The sequence below is a fragment of the Faecalimicrobium dakarense genome, from assembly GCF_000499525.1.
In the GTDB taxonomy this organism is placed as follows: Bacteria; Bacillota; Clostridia; order Peptostreptococcales; family Peptostreptococcaceae; genus Faecalimicrobium; species Faecalimicrobium dakarense.
Map to the genome: position 1 here is coordinate 29,980 of NZ_HG529388.1, position 14,609 is coordinate 44,588.

The 14,609-nt window shown below is 29.7% G+C and carries 16 protein-coding genes; 15 read left to right on the plus strand and 1 reads right to left on the minus strand.

The window, feature by feature from the left end; all coding sequences use genetic code 11:
* Window positions 1-49: 49 nt before the first annotated feature.
* Together BN899_RS13295 and BN899_RS13300 are read left to right on the plus strand one after the other, a co-directional pair.
* The gene (locus BN899_RS13295) at window positions 50-460 is read left to right on the plus strand and encodes a peptide deformylase (RefSeq protein WP_042276268.1); all 411 of its coding nucleotides are present in this window, start codon (window positions 50-52) and stop codon (window positions 458-460) included.
* Between the two features lie 161 nt (window positions 461-621).
* Window positions 622-1,530, plus strand: coding sequence for an SDR family oxidoreductase (locus tag BN899_RS13300; RefSeq protein ID WP_042276270.1), 909 nt, complete (start codon window positions 622-624; stop codon window positions 1,528-1,530).
* A gap of 56 nt (window positions 1,531-1,586) precedes the next feature.
* On the opposite strand, the gene BN899_RS13305 is transcribed toward BN899_RS13300, so the two are convergent.
* A complete protein-coding gene (locus BN899_RS13305; protein WP_042276272.1) occupies window positions 1,587-2,144 on the minus strand; it encodes a spore coat protein in 558 nt (185 codons plus the stop codon).
* A 351-nt stretch (window positions 2,145-2,495) separates the two neighbouring features.
* Between BN899_RS13305 and BN899_RS21010 the strand changes: the two genes are divergently transcribed.
* The 13 genes from BN899_RS21010 to BN899_RS13365 all read left to right on the plus strand — a co-directional run bounded on the left by BN899_RS21010 (window position 2,496) and on the right by BN899_RS13365 (window position 14,493).
* Complete coding sequence (locus BN899_RS21010; protein ID WP_278244992.1) at window positions 2,496-2,621, plus strand: MerR family transcriptional regulator; 126 nt, start codon at window positions 2,496-2,498, stop codon at window positions 2,619-2,621.
* Window positions 2,622-2,763: 142 nt separating this feature from the next.
* The gene (locus tag BN899_RS13310) at window positions 2,764-3,027 is read left to right on the plus strand and encodes a hypothetical protein (RefSeq protein ID WP_042276275.1); all 264 of its coding nucleotides are present in this window, start codon (window positions 2,764-2,766) and stop codon (window positions 3,025-3,027) included.
* A gap of 102 nt (window positions 3,028-3,129) precedes the next feature.
* Window positions 3,130-4,203 (plus strand): DUF362 domain-containing protein, encoded by a 1,074-nt coding sequence (locus BN899_RS13315; RefSeq protein WP_147568569.1) that lies wholly within the window; start codon window positions 3,130-3,132, stop codon window positions 4,201-4,203.
* 256 nt (window positions 4,204-4,459) lie between these two features.
* Complete coding sequence (locus BN899_RS13320) at window positions 4,460-5,335, plus strand: AraC family transcriptional regulator (RefSeq protein WP_042276279.1); 876 nt, start codon at window positions 4,460-4,462, stop codon at window positions 5,333-5,335.
* Between the two features lie 345 nt (window positions 5,336-5,680).
* Window positions 5,681-6,367, plus strand: coding sequence for a GntR family transcriptional regulator (locus BN899_RS13325; protein ID WP_042276282.1), 687 nt, complete (start codon window positions 5,681-5,683; stop codon window positions 6,365-6,367).
* 135 nt (window positions 6,368-6,502) lie between these two features.
* Window positions 6,503-7,354, plus strand: a complete 852-nt coding sequence (locus BN899_RS13330; RefSeq protein WP_042276285.1) for an SDR family oxidoreductase — start codon at window positions 6,503-6,505, stop codon at window positions 7,352-7,354.
* Window positions 7,355-7,363: 9 nt separating this feature from the next.
* The gene (locus BN899_RS13335) at window positions 7,364-7,975 is read left to right on the plus strand and encodes a bifunctional 4-hydroxy-2-oxoglutarate aldolase/2-dehydro-3-deoxy-phosphogluconate aldolase (protein WP_042276288.1); all 612 of its coding nucleotides are present in this window, start codon (window positions 7,364-7,366) and stop codon (window positions 7,973-7,975) included.
* Window positions 7,959-8,978 carry a sugar kinase gene (locus tag BN899_RS13340; RefSeq protein ID WP_042276290.1) on the plus strand — a complete coding sequence of 340 codons (1,020 nt, stop codon included), beginning with the start codon at window positions 7,959-7,961 and terminating at the stop codon, window positions 8,976-8,978. The genes BN899_RS13335 and BN899_RS13340 overlap by 17 nt, the downstream gene beginning before the upstream one ends.
* A gap of 17 nt (window positions 8,979-8,995) precedes the next feature.
* Window positions 8,996-10,042, plus strand: a complete 1,047-nt coding sequence (gene uxuA, locus BN899_RS13345; RefSeq protein ID WP_042276292.1) for a mannonate dehydratase — start codon at window positions 8,996-8,998, stop codon at window positions 10,040-10,042.
* Window positions 10,043-10,207: 165 nt separating this feature from the next.
* On the plus strand, window positions 10,208-11,608 hold the full coding sequence (gene uxaC, locus BN899_RS13350; RefSeq protein ID WP_042276294.1) for a glucuronate isomerase: 1,401 nt from the start codon (window positions 10,208-10,210) through the stop codon (window positions 11,606-11,608).
* A gap of 19 nt (window positions 11,609-11,627) precedes the next feature.
* Window positions 11,628-12,638, plus strand: coding sequence for a TRAP transporter substrate-binding protein (locus BN899_RS13355; RefSeq protein WP_042276296.1), 1,011 nt, complete (start codon window positions 11,628-11,630; stop codon window positions 12,636-12,638).
* Window positions 12,639-12,660: 22 nt separating this feature from the next.
* Window positions 12,661-13,167 (plus strand): TRAP transporter small permease, encoded by a 507-nt coding sequence (locus BN899_RS13360; RefSeq protein WP_042276299.1) that lies wholly within the window; start codon window positions 12,661-12,663, stop codon window positions 13,165-13,167.
* Between the two features lie 18 nt (window positions 13,168-13,185).
* Window positions 13,186-14,493 carry a TRAP transporter large permease gene (locus tag BN899_RS13365; protein WP_042276301.1) on the plus strand — a complete coding sequence of 436 codons (1,308 nt, stop codon included), beginning with the start codon at window positions 13,186-13,188 and terminating at the stop codon, window positions 14,491-14,493.
* Window positions 14,494-14,609 lie beyond the last annotated feature (116 nt).

A 14,609-nucleotide genomic window follows, 5' to 3' on the forward strand; every position in this document is an offset into this window, starting at 1 on the left:
TATAAAATGACATTAACTTAAGACAAAGAAATTAGAAAGGTTGGAAAGAATGATAAGAACAATTGTAAAGGATGTACTATTTTTAGAGCAAAAATCAGAACTAGCAACAAAAGAGGATATAGAAGTTATTAATGATTTAATAGATACGTTAAATGCAAATTTAGATCATTGCGTAGGCCTAGCAGCTAATATGATAGGAGTAAAAAAACGTATATTGGTATTTAGTGTGGGTAATATTATAGTTCCTATGGTAAACCCAGTTATAATAAAAAAAGAGAATCCTTATGAAACAGAAGAAAGCTGTCTATCTTTAATGGGCTCTAGAAAAACAAAAAGATATGAAAAAATAGAGGTAGAATATCTAGATAAAAATTTCAAGAAGCATAAACAAATATTTACAGGATTTACTGCACAGATTATCCAGCATGAAGTGGATCATTTTGAAGGTATAATAATTTAATAGAGAATAATATTTAATAAATTTAGTTTTTCTATTTACATATTTAATATTTTAACTCGATTTTCAGCATTTATTTAGATGATATTTTATCATAATTAATTATAACCATTAATATAATTTATATTGAATTAAGCTTCATTTATAAATAAAGGTGGTGTTATATGTATCCAGTTTATAAAAGTATTGGGACAAAGGAAAAATGTGAGAAAGTAAAAATATTATTTCCGCCACAGCATCAGGAGTGTCAACCCGGACTAGAGTATCTTATGGAACCTAGACCTATATCAGATAATCCATATTATAGAGGAAGTTGTAAATTGAAAGGGAAAGTAGCAATTATTACTGGAGGAGATAGTGGAATAGGAAGAGCAGTAGCTTATGCATTTGCTAAAGAAGGAGCAGATATTGCTATTTCATATCTTTGTGAACATAAGGATGCAAATGAAACTAAAGCTTATATAGAAGGATTAGGTGGGAAATGTGTATTAATTCCTGGAGATTTAAGGGATGAAGAAATGTCTAAAGTTGTTGTTGAAAAAACTATGGAGTGCTTTGGTAAAATTGATATATTAGTTAATAATCATGGGGTACAATTTATTCAAAGAAATATATTAGATATTACAGCTGAGCAACTAGATGATACATTTAGAACCAACGTATATGCTTTTTTCTATATGACAAAGGCAGCGCTTCCATACTTAAAAAAAGGTGCATCTATAATTAATACAACTTCTATTACAGCTTATAGAGGAGAGCCATTACTTATAGACTATAGTGCGACTAAAGGAGCAGTGCTAACATTTACTAGATCTCTTTCTCAGTCATTAATAAGTAAAGGTATAAGGGTAAATGGAGTAGCACCAGGTCCTATTTGGACTCCTTTAATATCAGCATCTTATTCAGCTGAAGAAGTAGAAACTTTTGGTAGTGACACTAGTAAAGTTCCTATGAATAGACCAGGTCAGCCATTTGAAGTTGCTACTAGCTTTGTATTTTTAGCTAGTGATGATTCTAGTTATATGTCTGGTCAGATTCTACATCCTAATGGTGGAGCTATAGTTGGATCTTAATTTATAAATATATATAAAACACTCATATTTATTTAATATGAGTGTTTTTTATATATTTATGAATTTAATTGTTGCACTTCATTATAAAGAGATCCTAATTTATCTATTTCTGTTTGTGGTGCAGGGCATAAAGGATAGAATCCTTTTTGAATCAACCATTGAGATACTTCATAAGCGTGATTACAAGCCATTGTAAATGCATCTTTTAAGAACTCTCTTAACACTGGATTAGTTGCTTCCATTGAGCCCCAAGCGTATTCTCTACCTGCTCTTTTTAAAGTTAAAAGATATCCTGTAGCTATTTCTCTATCGTTTAATTGTTGGATATCTGTTCTAGGTGTAACTGGTACTGGTTGTACAGGAGACTTAGTAAAGTCTTGTAAGTTTATTTTTAATTGAGGCACATTTAATTTTTCATTAGGCGCACTAGCTTCTTTAACAAATCTTACCTTAAGATTATAGTCCTGTATATGAACTGGAAACTGAGCTTCTACCATAGCTTTTAGTTCTGGATCTGTAATTTGGTTTTTGTATAGTGCCATATTTGTTATGCTATTTACACAACTCAAAATTAGTTCGTGTAAATTATGTAATTCTGCTGGTGTTAGTTGCATAATTTATTACCTCCTGAATAAATAAAATTTTTTACACTATTATTATTTCACAATAAAAAGAATTTCTTTCATGGTAAATAATTCATAAAAAATATAGATAAGGACATAGCATTCTACACAACAAATTATACTAACGAAAGTAATAAATGCTATAAGTAAAGTAAGAATTTTATATAGTTGATATATTAAAAAGTAATTCATGGAGTTAACTCTAGCGTAACTGTTTTTACAAAAATAAAAAATTAAAAAAGTAGTTGCACTGGAGTTAACTCCAAGTGTTATTCTTTATATAGAGGAGGTTTTGATATGAAAAGTTTGGAAGTTAGTGAGAAATAGAATATATCTTTAGATATATTAAGATATTATGAAAGAATTGGTCTACTTCCTAAAATATCAAGATATAACAGAGGAAGAAGAATTTATAGCGAAACTGACTTAAGATGGGTTGATTTTATAAAATGCATGAGGAGAAATTAGTTTAAGCTTTATTAGGGGGAATAATCTATGAAAAAATCAGTACTAATTCAGATGTAAAATTCTTAAAGGGACTAAATCATCAGGGCACGATGTAGAAAAAATATATTTAAAGAATAAAAGAATAGAATACTGCGTAGGATGTTTGGTATGTCAAAAAAATGGAGGTCACTATATAAATCCTAAGTATTCAGAGATTACGGGCAAAGATTTTTACTTAATAACAGCTGCAGGTGATACTAGTAAAAGTTTTATAGATATTGTTGAGCAAGAACTTGAAGGGTTTACTTCATGTTTAGATGGTGGAAAAACAAAAGGAATTATATATGGAGTTGGAGCATGTGATGTAGGAGACATAAGAAGTAGTAGTGAAATGAAAAGAGCCTTTGAAATGGGGAAAAATGTATAACCTAATATTGTAGTTGCAGGTATTCCTGCTAAGGTAATAAAGACAATATAGGAATACATATTAAATTAAGAAAATACAATAAAAATTAGTGGGGTGTAATTAGTGGAAAAGTCAAAAGTATATTTTTGTGATTTATATTCAAATTCAGAAAATAGGAATATGCCAAACAATGTAAGGAAATTATTTGATAAAGCTGGGTTTAATGAATTGATAGAAGAAAATGATCAAGTAGCCATAAAACTTCATTTTGGTGAAAAAGGAAATACTACGTATTTAAGCCCAGTAGCGGTAAGGCAAGTAGTTGATAAAGTTAAAGATATAGGAGGTAAGCCATTTTTAACAGATACAAATACTCTATATACTGGAAGTAGGACAAACTCAGTAGATCATTTAACTACTGCAATAGAAAATGGATTTGCGTACTCAGTTGTAAATGCACCTATAATAATAGCTGATGGGCTTTTTAGTAGAAATAGTATAGATGTAGAAATAAACAAAAAGCATTTTGACACTATTAAAATAGCAGGAGAGATATACAATTCTTCTTCTATGATAGTAATGAGTCACTTTAAAGGTCATGAAATGGGTGGATTTGGTGGAACTTTAAAGAACTTAGCTATGGGGTGTGCAACTGCGCCAGGTAAACAAATGCAACACTCTGATGTCAAGCCAGTAGTTGATAAAGAGACATGTATAGGATGTACAAAATGTGCTAAGTCTTGTCCTACCAAAGCTATATCTATGGAAGGAAGAAAAGCAGACATAGATCATGATGTATGTTATGGTTGTGGAGAATGCCCGACAGTATGTCCAGTGAAAGCTATAAGTGTAAATTGGGAAACTGACAAAGATATATTTATAGAAAAGATGGCAGAGTATGCTTATGGATCAGTATTAGAAAAGAAAGATAAAGTGGGGTATATAACATTTGTAATGAATGTAACTCCATTATGTGATTGTGTACCTTGGTCAGGAAGACCTATAGCTCATGATATAGGAATACTTGCATCTAAAGACCCTATTGCGCTAGATCAAGCTTGCTATGATTTAGTATGTAAGGAGATGGGGCATGATGTATTTAAACATGCTCATCCTGATGTAAATGCAACTAGAATAATAGACTATGGATATGAAATGGGAATGGGTAATAAGGAGTATGAGTTGATAAATATATAGTTAAGCAAGAAAAATCAGTAGTTCTATAAAAGTATATAGGGGGATAGCAATTAAGCTATTCCTAATTTTTATGCAAAAATTAAGAACAGGAGTTAATTAGATGAATACTGCAAAGTAATAAGAATAACTGTATAATCAGATAAATAGAAATTAAGAGAAAAAATATATTTTAATATAACCGACAAAAGTGGAACGTGAAAAATAGGATAATGGTAGATAACAATTGATAAAATTAAATATGAAAGGTGGGAGTTACATGAACACACTAAAATGTATGAATGATGCATTAGATTATATTGAAAAAAATATAGAACACGAAATAAATTATAAAGAAATAGCTAAAATAGCATGTTGTTCAGAGTACCATTTTAAGAGAATGTTTTCTTTTATAGCAGGTATAAGCATATCAGAATATATAAGGCGTAGAAGACTGACTTTAGCGGCTTTTGATTTAAGAAATAGTGATATTAGAATTATTGATATTGCTATAAAGTATGGTTATAATTCAGCTGATTCTTTTGCTAGAGCATTTAATACCATCCATGGTATTATGCCTTCTGAAGCAAGAAATTCAAAAAAAATGCTAAAAGCATATCCTAGAATGACCTTTCAAATATCTATAAGTGGAGGTTGCGAAATGAATTATCGTATTGTAGAAAAAGAAGCATTTAAAATTGTAGGTTTGAAGAAAAGAGTTCCTATTATTTTCGAAGGTGTAAATCCTGAAATTTCTGAGATGTGGCAGTCTTTAACTCCAGAAAAAATAATGAAACTGAAGTCACTTTCAAATATAGAGCCTATGGGTATATTAAGTGCATCTGTAAATTTCTCTGAAACGCGAATGGAGGGACATGGTGAATTAGACCATTATATTGGAGTAGCTACAACTAATAAATCTGAGGAACAATTTGAAGTACTTGAAGTAAAGTCTGGTACATGGGCTGTTTTTGAAGCTATAGGTACATTTCCAGATGCTCTTCAAAATGTATGGGGAAGAATATATTCAGAATGGTTTCCATCATCTAACTATGAAGTAGAACAAGGTCCTGAGATTTTATGGAATGAGAACAAAGATACTACATCACCAAAATTTAAAAGTGAAATTTGGATTCCTGTAACTAAGAATAAGTAAATTATAGTTTGAAATAGTGGGTACTATTTCTGTGAATTGTATTCAATATTGGAATAAGCAAAAAATGCATTGATAAAACTATCAATGCATTTTTGTTTTACTAATATAAAAATACTGTGTTATAAAAATAAGTTTATATCTAGAGCATAAATTATCTAAATGAGGTATTTTACATAAATTTATTAGTAAAATGCAAAATAAAAACATTAAAAATAATATAATAAATTCTTTTTACCCTTTAAATTTATCTAATTAAGAGATATTATAAAAAAGAATATATATTAATATTCTAGTATATCAATACTAATTTTGTAGCATATATTAAAATAATATATTGGAGGAAAAATGATACTTTACGAGAGAAAACATAAAGAAACAGCAAAAGAATACGCTTATAGAGTTTTAAAAGATAACATTATGTCTTTAGATCTAAAGCCAGGTGAATTGTTAAGTGAGTCTAATTTATCTGAACAATTGAATATATCTAGAACACCAATAAGAGAAATATTAATGAGATTAAAAACTGAGCATCTTATTGAGGTTAAACCTCAAGCAGGTACTTATGTATCATTGATAGATAGAGACCTTATAAATGAAGCTATATTTATGAGATCTATACTAGAAAAAGAAGTGTTAAAAGAAGCTTGTAGTGGATTTTCGGAAGAATTATTTATGGAATTAGAAAAAAATTTATTTGCCCAAAAACTAATTTTTGATAAAAAGGGAAAAGAAATTGAGTTTCATAACTTAGATAAAAGTTTTCACAAGTTAATATTCTTAGGATGTAATAAAGCGAATATATGGGATACTATTATGAATATAAGTACTCACTACAATAGAATGAGACTTTTATCTGAAATGAAAAGTAATAAAATGCAAATAATAAAACATCATGAAGAAATGATAGAAATAATTAAAAATAATGAATTTGATAAGATAGATACATATGTAAATAAACATATAGTAGATCCTGCAAATGAATGGGAAATATTAATAAATGAAAATGAAGAAATAAAGGCATTTTTCAAATAAAAGTATATAAAATATACATCTGTAATTTACAGATGTTTTTTATTTGTAATTTATTGTAGAAATTCAGGAAAAGGTATTGCATTGGAAAAAATGATATGCTAGTATACAAGTATAATAAAAATGGAGGTACAACAAATGAAATTACCATTTAATATTGATTTAAATAATAAAGTAGCTGTAGTAACAGGTGGAACAGGAATACTTTGTGGGGCTATGGTTGAAGCTTTAGCTAAATGTGGAGCTAAAGTAGCTATACTTGCATTAGGAAAAGACGCTTGTGAAGCTAAAGCCCAAGAAATAATAGATAATGGTGGATGTGCCATAGGAATAGAAGCTAACGTTTTAGATAAAGAAAGTTTAAAAAGAGCACATGAGATAATATTAAAAGAATTTGGACCATGTGATATATTAATAAATGGAGCAGGTGGAAACCATCCAAAAGGAACAACGACTAAGGAATACTTATTAGAAGAAGATTTAGATAATGAAGAATTAACATCATTCTTTGATCTAGATCCAAAAGGAGTAGAATTCGTATTTAACTTAAATTTCTTAGGAACATTACTTCCATCACAAGAATTTAGTAGAGATATGATAAACAGAGAAGGGTGTACAATAATAAATATATCTTCAATGAATGCATACACTCCGCTTACTAAAATACCAGCATACTCAGGAGCAAAAGCTGCAGTAAGTAACTTTACTCAATGGTTAGCTGTACATATGTCAAAAGTAGGCGTAAGAGTAAATGCTATAGCACCTGGATTCTTTGTAACAGCTCAAAATGAAAAATTATTATTTAATGAAGATGGATCTCCAACAGAAAGAAGTCAAAAGATATTAAATAGTACGCCAATGGGAAGATATGGAGAGGCTGAAGAATTAATAGGAACATTATTATACTTAGTAAGTAGTGAAGCATCAGGGTTTGTAAATGGTGTAGTAATACCAGTAGATGGAGCATTTAGTGCTTACTCAGGTGTATAGGAGGCAGTTATGTTAAATACTATAAAGAATGAAGGTATAGTTGCTGTAATAAGAGCAAAAGATCATGAAGAAGCTAAAGGATATATAAATGCTTGTGTAAATGGTGGAATAAAAGCAGTAGAGCTAACATACTCAATACCAAATGTTGTTGATTTAATAAATGAATTAAGAAATGATGAAAATCTAATACTAGGTGTTGGAAGTGTTTTAAATAGAGAAATGGCTAAGGATGCAATCTTAGCCGGAGCAAAATATGTTGTAAGTCCAGGATATAATGAAGAAGTCAATGAAGTTTGTAAGGAACTAAACACCCTTTACTTACCAGGATGCATGACAGTTACTGAGATAATGAATGCCTTAGAAAAAGGAAACAAGATGGTCAAATTATTCCCAGGAGATACATTTGGACATAAATATGTAAAAGCTGTAAAAGCCCCAATACCTCATGTTGAGATAATGCCTACAGGTGGAGTTAGTATAGATAATGTAGACAAGTGGTTTGAAATGGGAGTTTCTTGTGTAGGAGTAGGTAGTTCATTATTTAATGCAGGAAGCTTAGAAGATATAGAAAAACTAGCTAAAGAATTTGTGGAGAAAATAAAAGATGTTAGAAGCAAATAATAAAAAGGTTTTAGGATTTGGAGAAATAATGCTAAGGCTTACACCTCCTAATAATCAAAAGATTATACAAGTTAATTCATTTGATGCGACTTATGGTGGTGGAGAAGCAAACGTAGTTGCAAGTTTAGCAAGTTTCGGACATGAAACTAAGTTTGTAACTAAATTACCTAATAACTCTTTAGGTGATAAAGTTATAAGAGATTTAAGAAGTTATAATGTAGATACGAGTGACATATTACAAGGTTATGGAAGACTTGGTATTTATTTTTTAGAAATTGGACATGGACTTAGGAGTACTGAGGTTATATATGATAGAAAATATTCAGCTATATCTATGGCAAATAAAGATGAATTTGATATAGAGAAAATACTAAAAGATGTTAAAATGGTTCATTTATCAGGTATAACACCAGCGTTAAGTAAAGACTTATATGATTTAACTATAAAGATAGCAAAATATTGTAGCAATATTGGTATACTAGTGTCCTTGGATTCTAATTATAGAGCGAAACTTTGGAGTTTAGAAGATGCTAAAGGTTTTTTAGAAGAAATACTTCCTTTTGTGGATATAGCTTTTTTAGGAAGTTTAGACATGACAAACATATTAAAATATGAACCTTGTGACTTAGAATTTGAAGAAAGCCTTAAAAATTTATATGAAAAATTATTTGAAAAATATCCAAATATAAAATATGCAGCTTGTACAAAGAGAAGTGTTCATTCAATAAATAATAACTCATTAAAAGGTTACTTATTTGATAAAGAAAATTTACATATTTCAAATGAATACAACTTTGACATATTAGATAGAGTTGGTGGAGGCGATGCGTTTACAGCAGGTATACTTCACGGAATTTTAGATAACTTAGATAAAAAAGAAATCGTAGAATTTGGAGTTTGTGCAAGTGCATTAAAACACTCTATAAAAGGCGATATAAATATAGTAGATAAAGATAGTGTAACTAGTTTAATAGAAAAAGGATTACAAAATATAAAAAGATAATTCGGGGGAACTAAAATATGGAAATGACATTTAGATGGTATGGACAAGATGATCCTGTAAAGATAGAGTATATTAGACAAATACCTGGTATGAAGGGTATAGTAACTGCAATATATGATATACCAGTAGGTGAAGCTTGGCCATTAGAAAAAATATTAGAGTTAAAGAAGAATGTAGAAGATAATGGATTAAAGCTTTCAGTTATAGAAAGTGTACCAGTTCATGAAGATATAAAATTAGGTTTACCAACTAGAGAAAGGTACATAGAAAACTACAAGGAAACATTAAGAAACTTAGGAAAAGCGGGTATAGAAACAGTATGTTACAACTTTATGCCAGTATTTGACTGGACTCGTTCAGATCTAAATTATGAGCTTGAAGATGGTTCAACTTGCTTAATATATGATGAAGAAACAGTTAAGAAAATGGATCCAGCACTTGGTGAATTAGAACTTCCTGGATGGGATACATCTTATGGAGAAGGTGGACTAGGTGCATTACTTGATAAATACAAGAATGTAGATGAAGAAAAATTATGGGAAAACTTAGAGTACTTTATAAAAGAAATAATGCCTGTAGCTGAAGAAAGTAACGTAAAAATGGCTATACATCCGGATGATCCACCATGGGGAATATTTGGACTTCCAAGAATAATAACTAACTTTGAAAACTTAGAAAGATTTATAAATATTTATGATAGTGAATATAATGGTATAACTTTATGTACAGGATCATTAGGATGTACTAAAACTAATGATGTAGTAGAAATGGTTAATTATTTTGGAAAAGAAAAGAATAGAATAAACTTTGCTCATTTAAGAAATGTTTTAATAACAGGAGATAGTAGTTTCAATGAGGTGGCTCACTTATCTGAAGCAGGTTCCCTAGATTTCTATGAAATAGTAAAAGCATACTGTGATTATGAATTTACAGGGCCATATAGACCAGACCATGGAAGAATGATATGGGGAGAAACTGGAAGACCAGGATATGGACTATATGATAGAGCATTAGGGGCTGTTTATATAAATGGATTAATAGAAGCAATAAATAAAAACAAATAATAAAAATAAAAATAGTGTTTTGGAATAAATTTTATTTCAAAACACTACTTTATAAAAAATGTATAAAAATGTAAAATAATGAAATATATTGGAGAATATTAAGAATCATGTTAATATTTAATATATTGAGAAAACGATATTAAAACATTGATTTAGGAGAAAATTATGAAAAAGTTTATGGACCAAGATTTTATATTATCAAATGAAGTAGCTAAAACCTTATATCATAATAATGCTTCAAAAATGCCTATATTTGATTACCACTGCCACTTGCCAGCAGTTGAGATAGCAGAAGATAAAGAATATGAAAACATAACTCAAATGTGGTTATACCATGATCACTATAAGTGGAGGGCTATGAGAAGTTTTGGCATAGATGAAAGATATATAACTGGTGATGCTAGTGATTTTGAAAAATTCTACGAATTTGCAAAGATGATGCCTTATTTAATAGGAAATCCTATATATCATTGGTCACATCTAGAACTTAAAAGATACTTCAACATTGAAGAAAATTTAAGTGCAAAGACTGCAAAAGACATTTGGGAAAAATGTAATAATGCTATAGTAGAAAATAATTTAACTGCTAGAAACTTAATACGTATGTCTAATGTAGTTTATATAGGAACTACAGATGATCCAATAGATGATTTAAAGTATCATAAAGAAATTAATGCTGATGATAGTTTTGAGTGTGAGGTAAGACCTACATTTAGACCAGATAGAGCATTAAAAATACAAAATAAAGATTTCTGTGACTACATAAAGTTATTAGGGAAAACAGAAAATACGGAAATTAAAGATTATGATAAATTAATAGAAATATTAGAAAAAAGGTTAAATTACTTTGTAGACAATGGTTGCAATATAACAGACCATAGTTTAGAAAGAGTTTATTTTAAACCTACAAACAAAGAGGAAGTTGTAAATATATTTGTTAAAGTTTTAGCTGGAGAAGAAATAAGCATAGAAGAAGCTCAAAAATACACAACATTTACATTAATAGAATTAGGGAAAATGTATAGTGAAAGAAATATGGTAATGCAACTTCATATAGGGGCACTTAGAAATAATAATACTCGAATGTTTAATGCTGTTGGAGCAGATGCAGGATTTGATAGTATTGATGATGGGGAAATCGCTTCCTCTTTATCGAGGTTATTAGATAGTTTAGATGTAGAAGATAAGCTACCTAAAACTATTCTTTATTGCTTAAATCCAAAAGATAATGAAGTATTAGGAACTATGATTGGAAACTTCCAAGGCGGACAAGTTGCAGGTAAAATTCAATTTGGATCTGGATGGTGGTTCAATGACCAAAAGGACGGAATGGAAAGACAGCTTATAGCACTTTCACAATTAGGTTTAGTCAGTAAATTTATAGGAATGCTTACGGATTCAAGAAGTTTCTTATCATTTACAAGACATGAATATTTCAGAAGAATTCTTTGTAATTACTTAGGAAAGTTAGTTGAAAATGGTGAATATCCATGTGATTTAGATATATTAGGTGAGATAGTAGAAGATATATGTTACAACAACGCTAAAAAATACTTTGAAAAATAATCCTAGGGGGAATTTATAGATGAATAAAAGGATTAAGGCACTTTTACTTGTTGCCATAACTAGCTTATCAGTAGTTGGATGTAGTTCAAGTAAAGAAAATGAAGCAAGAGTTATGAGGGTGGCACATAACCAAGGAGAGGAACATCCAATACATTTAGCACTAAAAGAATTTGAGAAAATTGTAGAAGATAAAACTAATAATGAGATAGATATACAAGTATACCCAAATGAGTTATTAGGGGGACAGCGTGAGGCCGTAGAACTTACTCAAACAGGAGCTATAGATATAGCTGTTGGAAGTATAAGTTTACTTGAAAGTTTTAATAAATCATATAGTGTATTCAATCTTCCATACTTATTTAATAGTAAAGAACATTATCATTCTGTAATGAATGACAAAGATATAATGGACAATATATATGAGTCGACTAGAGAATCTGGATTTGTTGGTCTTACATGGTTTGATGCAGGTTCAAGAAATATGTACACAACAGATAAGCCTATAATGAAACCAGAAGATTTAAAAGGGAAGAAAATAAGAGTACAACAAAGTCAAACAAACATAAGAATGATGGAATTATTAGGTGGTTCTGCTACACCAATGAGTTTTGGAGAAGTGTATACAGCTCTTCAACAAAAGGTTATAGATGGAGCAGAAAATAATGAATTAGCACTTACTAATAATAAGCATGGTGAAGTTGCTAAGCATTATTCATACAACCAACACGCAATGATTCCAGATATATTAATAATGAACGCAAAATTATTAGATAGTTTAAGCGAAGAACATAGAACTATAATACTAGATGCAGTTAATGAGATAAATAAGTTTGAAGTTGATGCATGGGAAGATAAGGTAGCAGAAGCAGTAGAACAATCAAAAGCTATGGGAGTTAAATTCTACTATCCAGAAATCGAACCATTTAAAGAAAAAGTTTTACCACTTCATAAAGAAATGACTGAAGATGATGAAGAAGTAAAAACTTTATACAATAAGATACAACAAAAAGCACCAAAAGAAAGTAAATAAATACTAGTAGGGAGGAATTAAGATGGATAATTTAAGAAAAGCATTGAACAAAGTAATAGAAGTCATATGTATGGCACTACTAGCATTTATGGTAGTTTTAGGTACTTGGCAGATAATAACTCGTTATGTATTAAATAACCCAAGTACAGTATCAGAAGATTTATTAATATATTCATTTGTATGGATGGCTTTACTTGGTTCATCATATGTATTTGGAAAAAAAGACCACATGACTATGGTATTTTTTAGACAAAGATTAGAGGGGAAAAGCCCTAAAGTAAAAATGGGATTAGAAATAATGACAGAATTAGTGGTAATGGTATTTTCAGCACTGGTTTTAGTTTTAGGTGGGGTTCAAATAAGTATGCTAGCTATGGGACAAGTTTCTCCTGCATTAGGTATACCAATGGGATATATTTATCTAGCTCTACCTTTATCAGGGATAATAACGATTATATATAATATTTTAAATTTAGTTGACTTAAAAAAAGAATCAACATCATCAAAAAAAGTTGTAAATAATAATTAATCTGAGGGAGAGAAGATTATGGAACTAGCACTTCAAGCAGGTACAGCTATAGCTATTGTTTTTCCTATATTACTTTTATTAGGAATACCAATATCTATAACTATAGGAATAGCATCTATATTTGGTATATTAACTACATTATCATGGGATGTAGCAGTATTAACTGGAGCACAAAGAATATTTACAGGTATAAGTAGTTTCTCATTACTAGCGATACCATTTTTCGTATTAGCTGGAATCATAATGAACAATGGTGGTATAGCTTTAAAGTTAGTAAACTTTGCAAAAGTATTAAGTGGTAAATTACCGGGATCTCTAGCACATACAAATGTAGTTGGAAATATGTTATTTGGAGCTGTAAGTGGTTCTTCGGTTGCAGCAGCTGCTGCTATAGGTGGAACAATGTCTCCACTTCAAGAAGCTGAAGGATATAATAAAAATTACAGTGCAGCAGTAAATATAGCTTCTGCACCAACAGGACTTTTAATTCCTCCAAGTAACTCGCTTATAATATATTCACTAGTAAGTGGTGGAACATCAGTAGCAGCATTATTTATGGCAGGTTATATACCGGGTATATTATGGGGATTATCAGTAATGGTAGTTGCTTTTATACTAGCTAAGAAATATAAGTATTCATCAAAATATCAAATAAGTTTCAAAGAAGCTATGAAAATATTTGTAGATGCTTTACCAAGTTTAGCTTTAATATTTGTAATAATAGGTGGTATAGTAGGTGGGATATTTACAGCTACAGAAGGAGCAGCAGTTGCAGTTGTATACTCTTTTATACTATCATTTTTCTTCTACAAATCAATAAAAGTAAAAGATATACCAAGAATATTATTAGAAACAGTTGAAATGACAGGAATAATAATATTTTTAATAGGAGTATCATCTATAATGTCTTGGGTTATGGCATTTACAAATATACCAAGTGCTATAACTGAAATATTATTAGGAATATCTTCAAATCCAGTTGTTATATTATTAATAATGAACTTAATACTATTAATAGTTGGTACATTCATGGATTTAACACCAGCAATATTAATATTTACACCAATATTCTTACCAATAGCTAAAAACTTTGGAATGGATTCTGTGCAATTTGGGATAATGCTTATATTTAACTTATGTATAGGGAATATAACACCTCCAGTTGGAAATACATTGTTTATTGGATGTAAAGTAGGTAAAACGAAGATAGAAGATGTAATAAAATACTTATTACCATTTTATGTAGGTATATTGGTTGTACTTATGTTAGTAACATTTATACCAGAAATAAGTTTATTCATACCTAAACTTATGGGAATGATTTAGACCCTTTTTAGATCAATTTTACCTTTTTTAATATTTTGGGGTAAATAAAAAAGTTCTATTTATATATGCAAAATATTAAATTATTAAGTCTATGCTAAGTTACTCTTTTTGAGTAA

Bases quoted from the DNA above. Each gene is read 5' to 3' on its own strand.
- BN899_RS13295 (WP_042276268.1), top strand. From the start codon at position 50: ATGATAAGAACAATTGTAAAGGATGTACTATTTTTAGAGCAAAAATCA.
- BN899_RS13300 (WP_042276270.1), top strand. From the start codon at position 622: ATGTATCCAGTTTATAAAAGTATTGGGACAAAGGAAAAATGTGAGAAA.
- BN899_RS13305 (WP_042276272.1), bottom strand. From the start codon at position 2,144: ATGCAACTAACACCAGCAGAATTACATAATTTACACGAACTAATTTTG.
- BN899_RS13320 (WP_042276279.1), top strand. From the start codon at position 4,460: ATGAACACACTAAAATGTATGAATGATGCATTAGATTATATTGAAAAA.
- BN899_RS13325 (WP_042276282.1), top strand. From the start codon at position 5,681: ATGATACTTTACGAGAGAAAACATAAAGAAACAGCAAAAGAATACGCT.
- BN899_RS13330 (WP_042276285.1), top strand. From the start codon at position 6,503: ATGAAATTACCATTTAATATTGATTTAAATAATAAAGTAGCTGTAGTA.
- BN899_RS13335 (WP_042276288.1), top strand. From the start codon at position 7,364: ATGTTAAATACTATAAAGAATGAAGGTATAGTTGCTGTAATAAGAGCA.
- BN899_RS13340 (WP_042276290.1), top strand. From the start codon at position 7,959: ATGTTAGAAGCAAATAATAAAAAGGTTTTAGGATTTGGAGAAATAATG.
- uxuA (WP_042276292.1), top strand. From the start codon at position 8,996: ATGGAAATGACATTTAGATGGTATGGACAAGATGATCCTGTAAAGATA.
- uxaC (WP_042276294.1), top strand. From the start codon at position 10,208: ATGAAAAAGTTTATGGACCAAGATTTTATATTATCAAATGAAGTAGCT.
- BN899_RS13355 (WP_042276296.1), top strand. From the start codon at position 11,628: ATGAATAAAAGGATTAAGGCACTTTTACTTGTTGCCATAACTAGCTTA.
- BN899_RS13360 (WP_042276299.1), top strand. From the start codon at position 12,661: ATGGATAATTTAAGAAAAGCATTGAACAAAGTAATAGAAGTCATATGT.
- BN899_RS13365 (WP_042276301.1), top strand. From the start codon at position 13,186: ATGGAACTAGCACTTCAAGCAGGTACAGCTATAGCTATTGTTTTTCCT.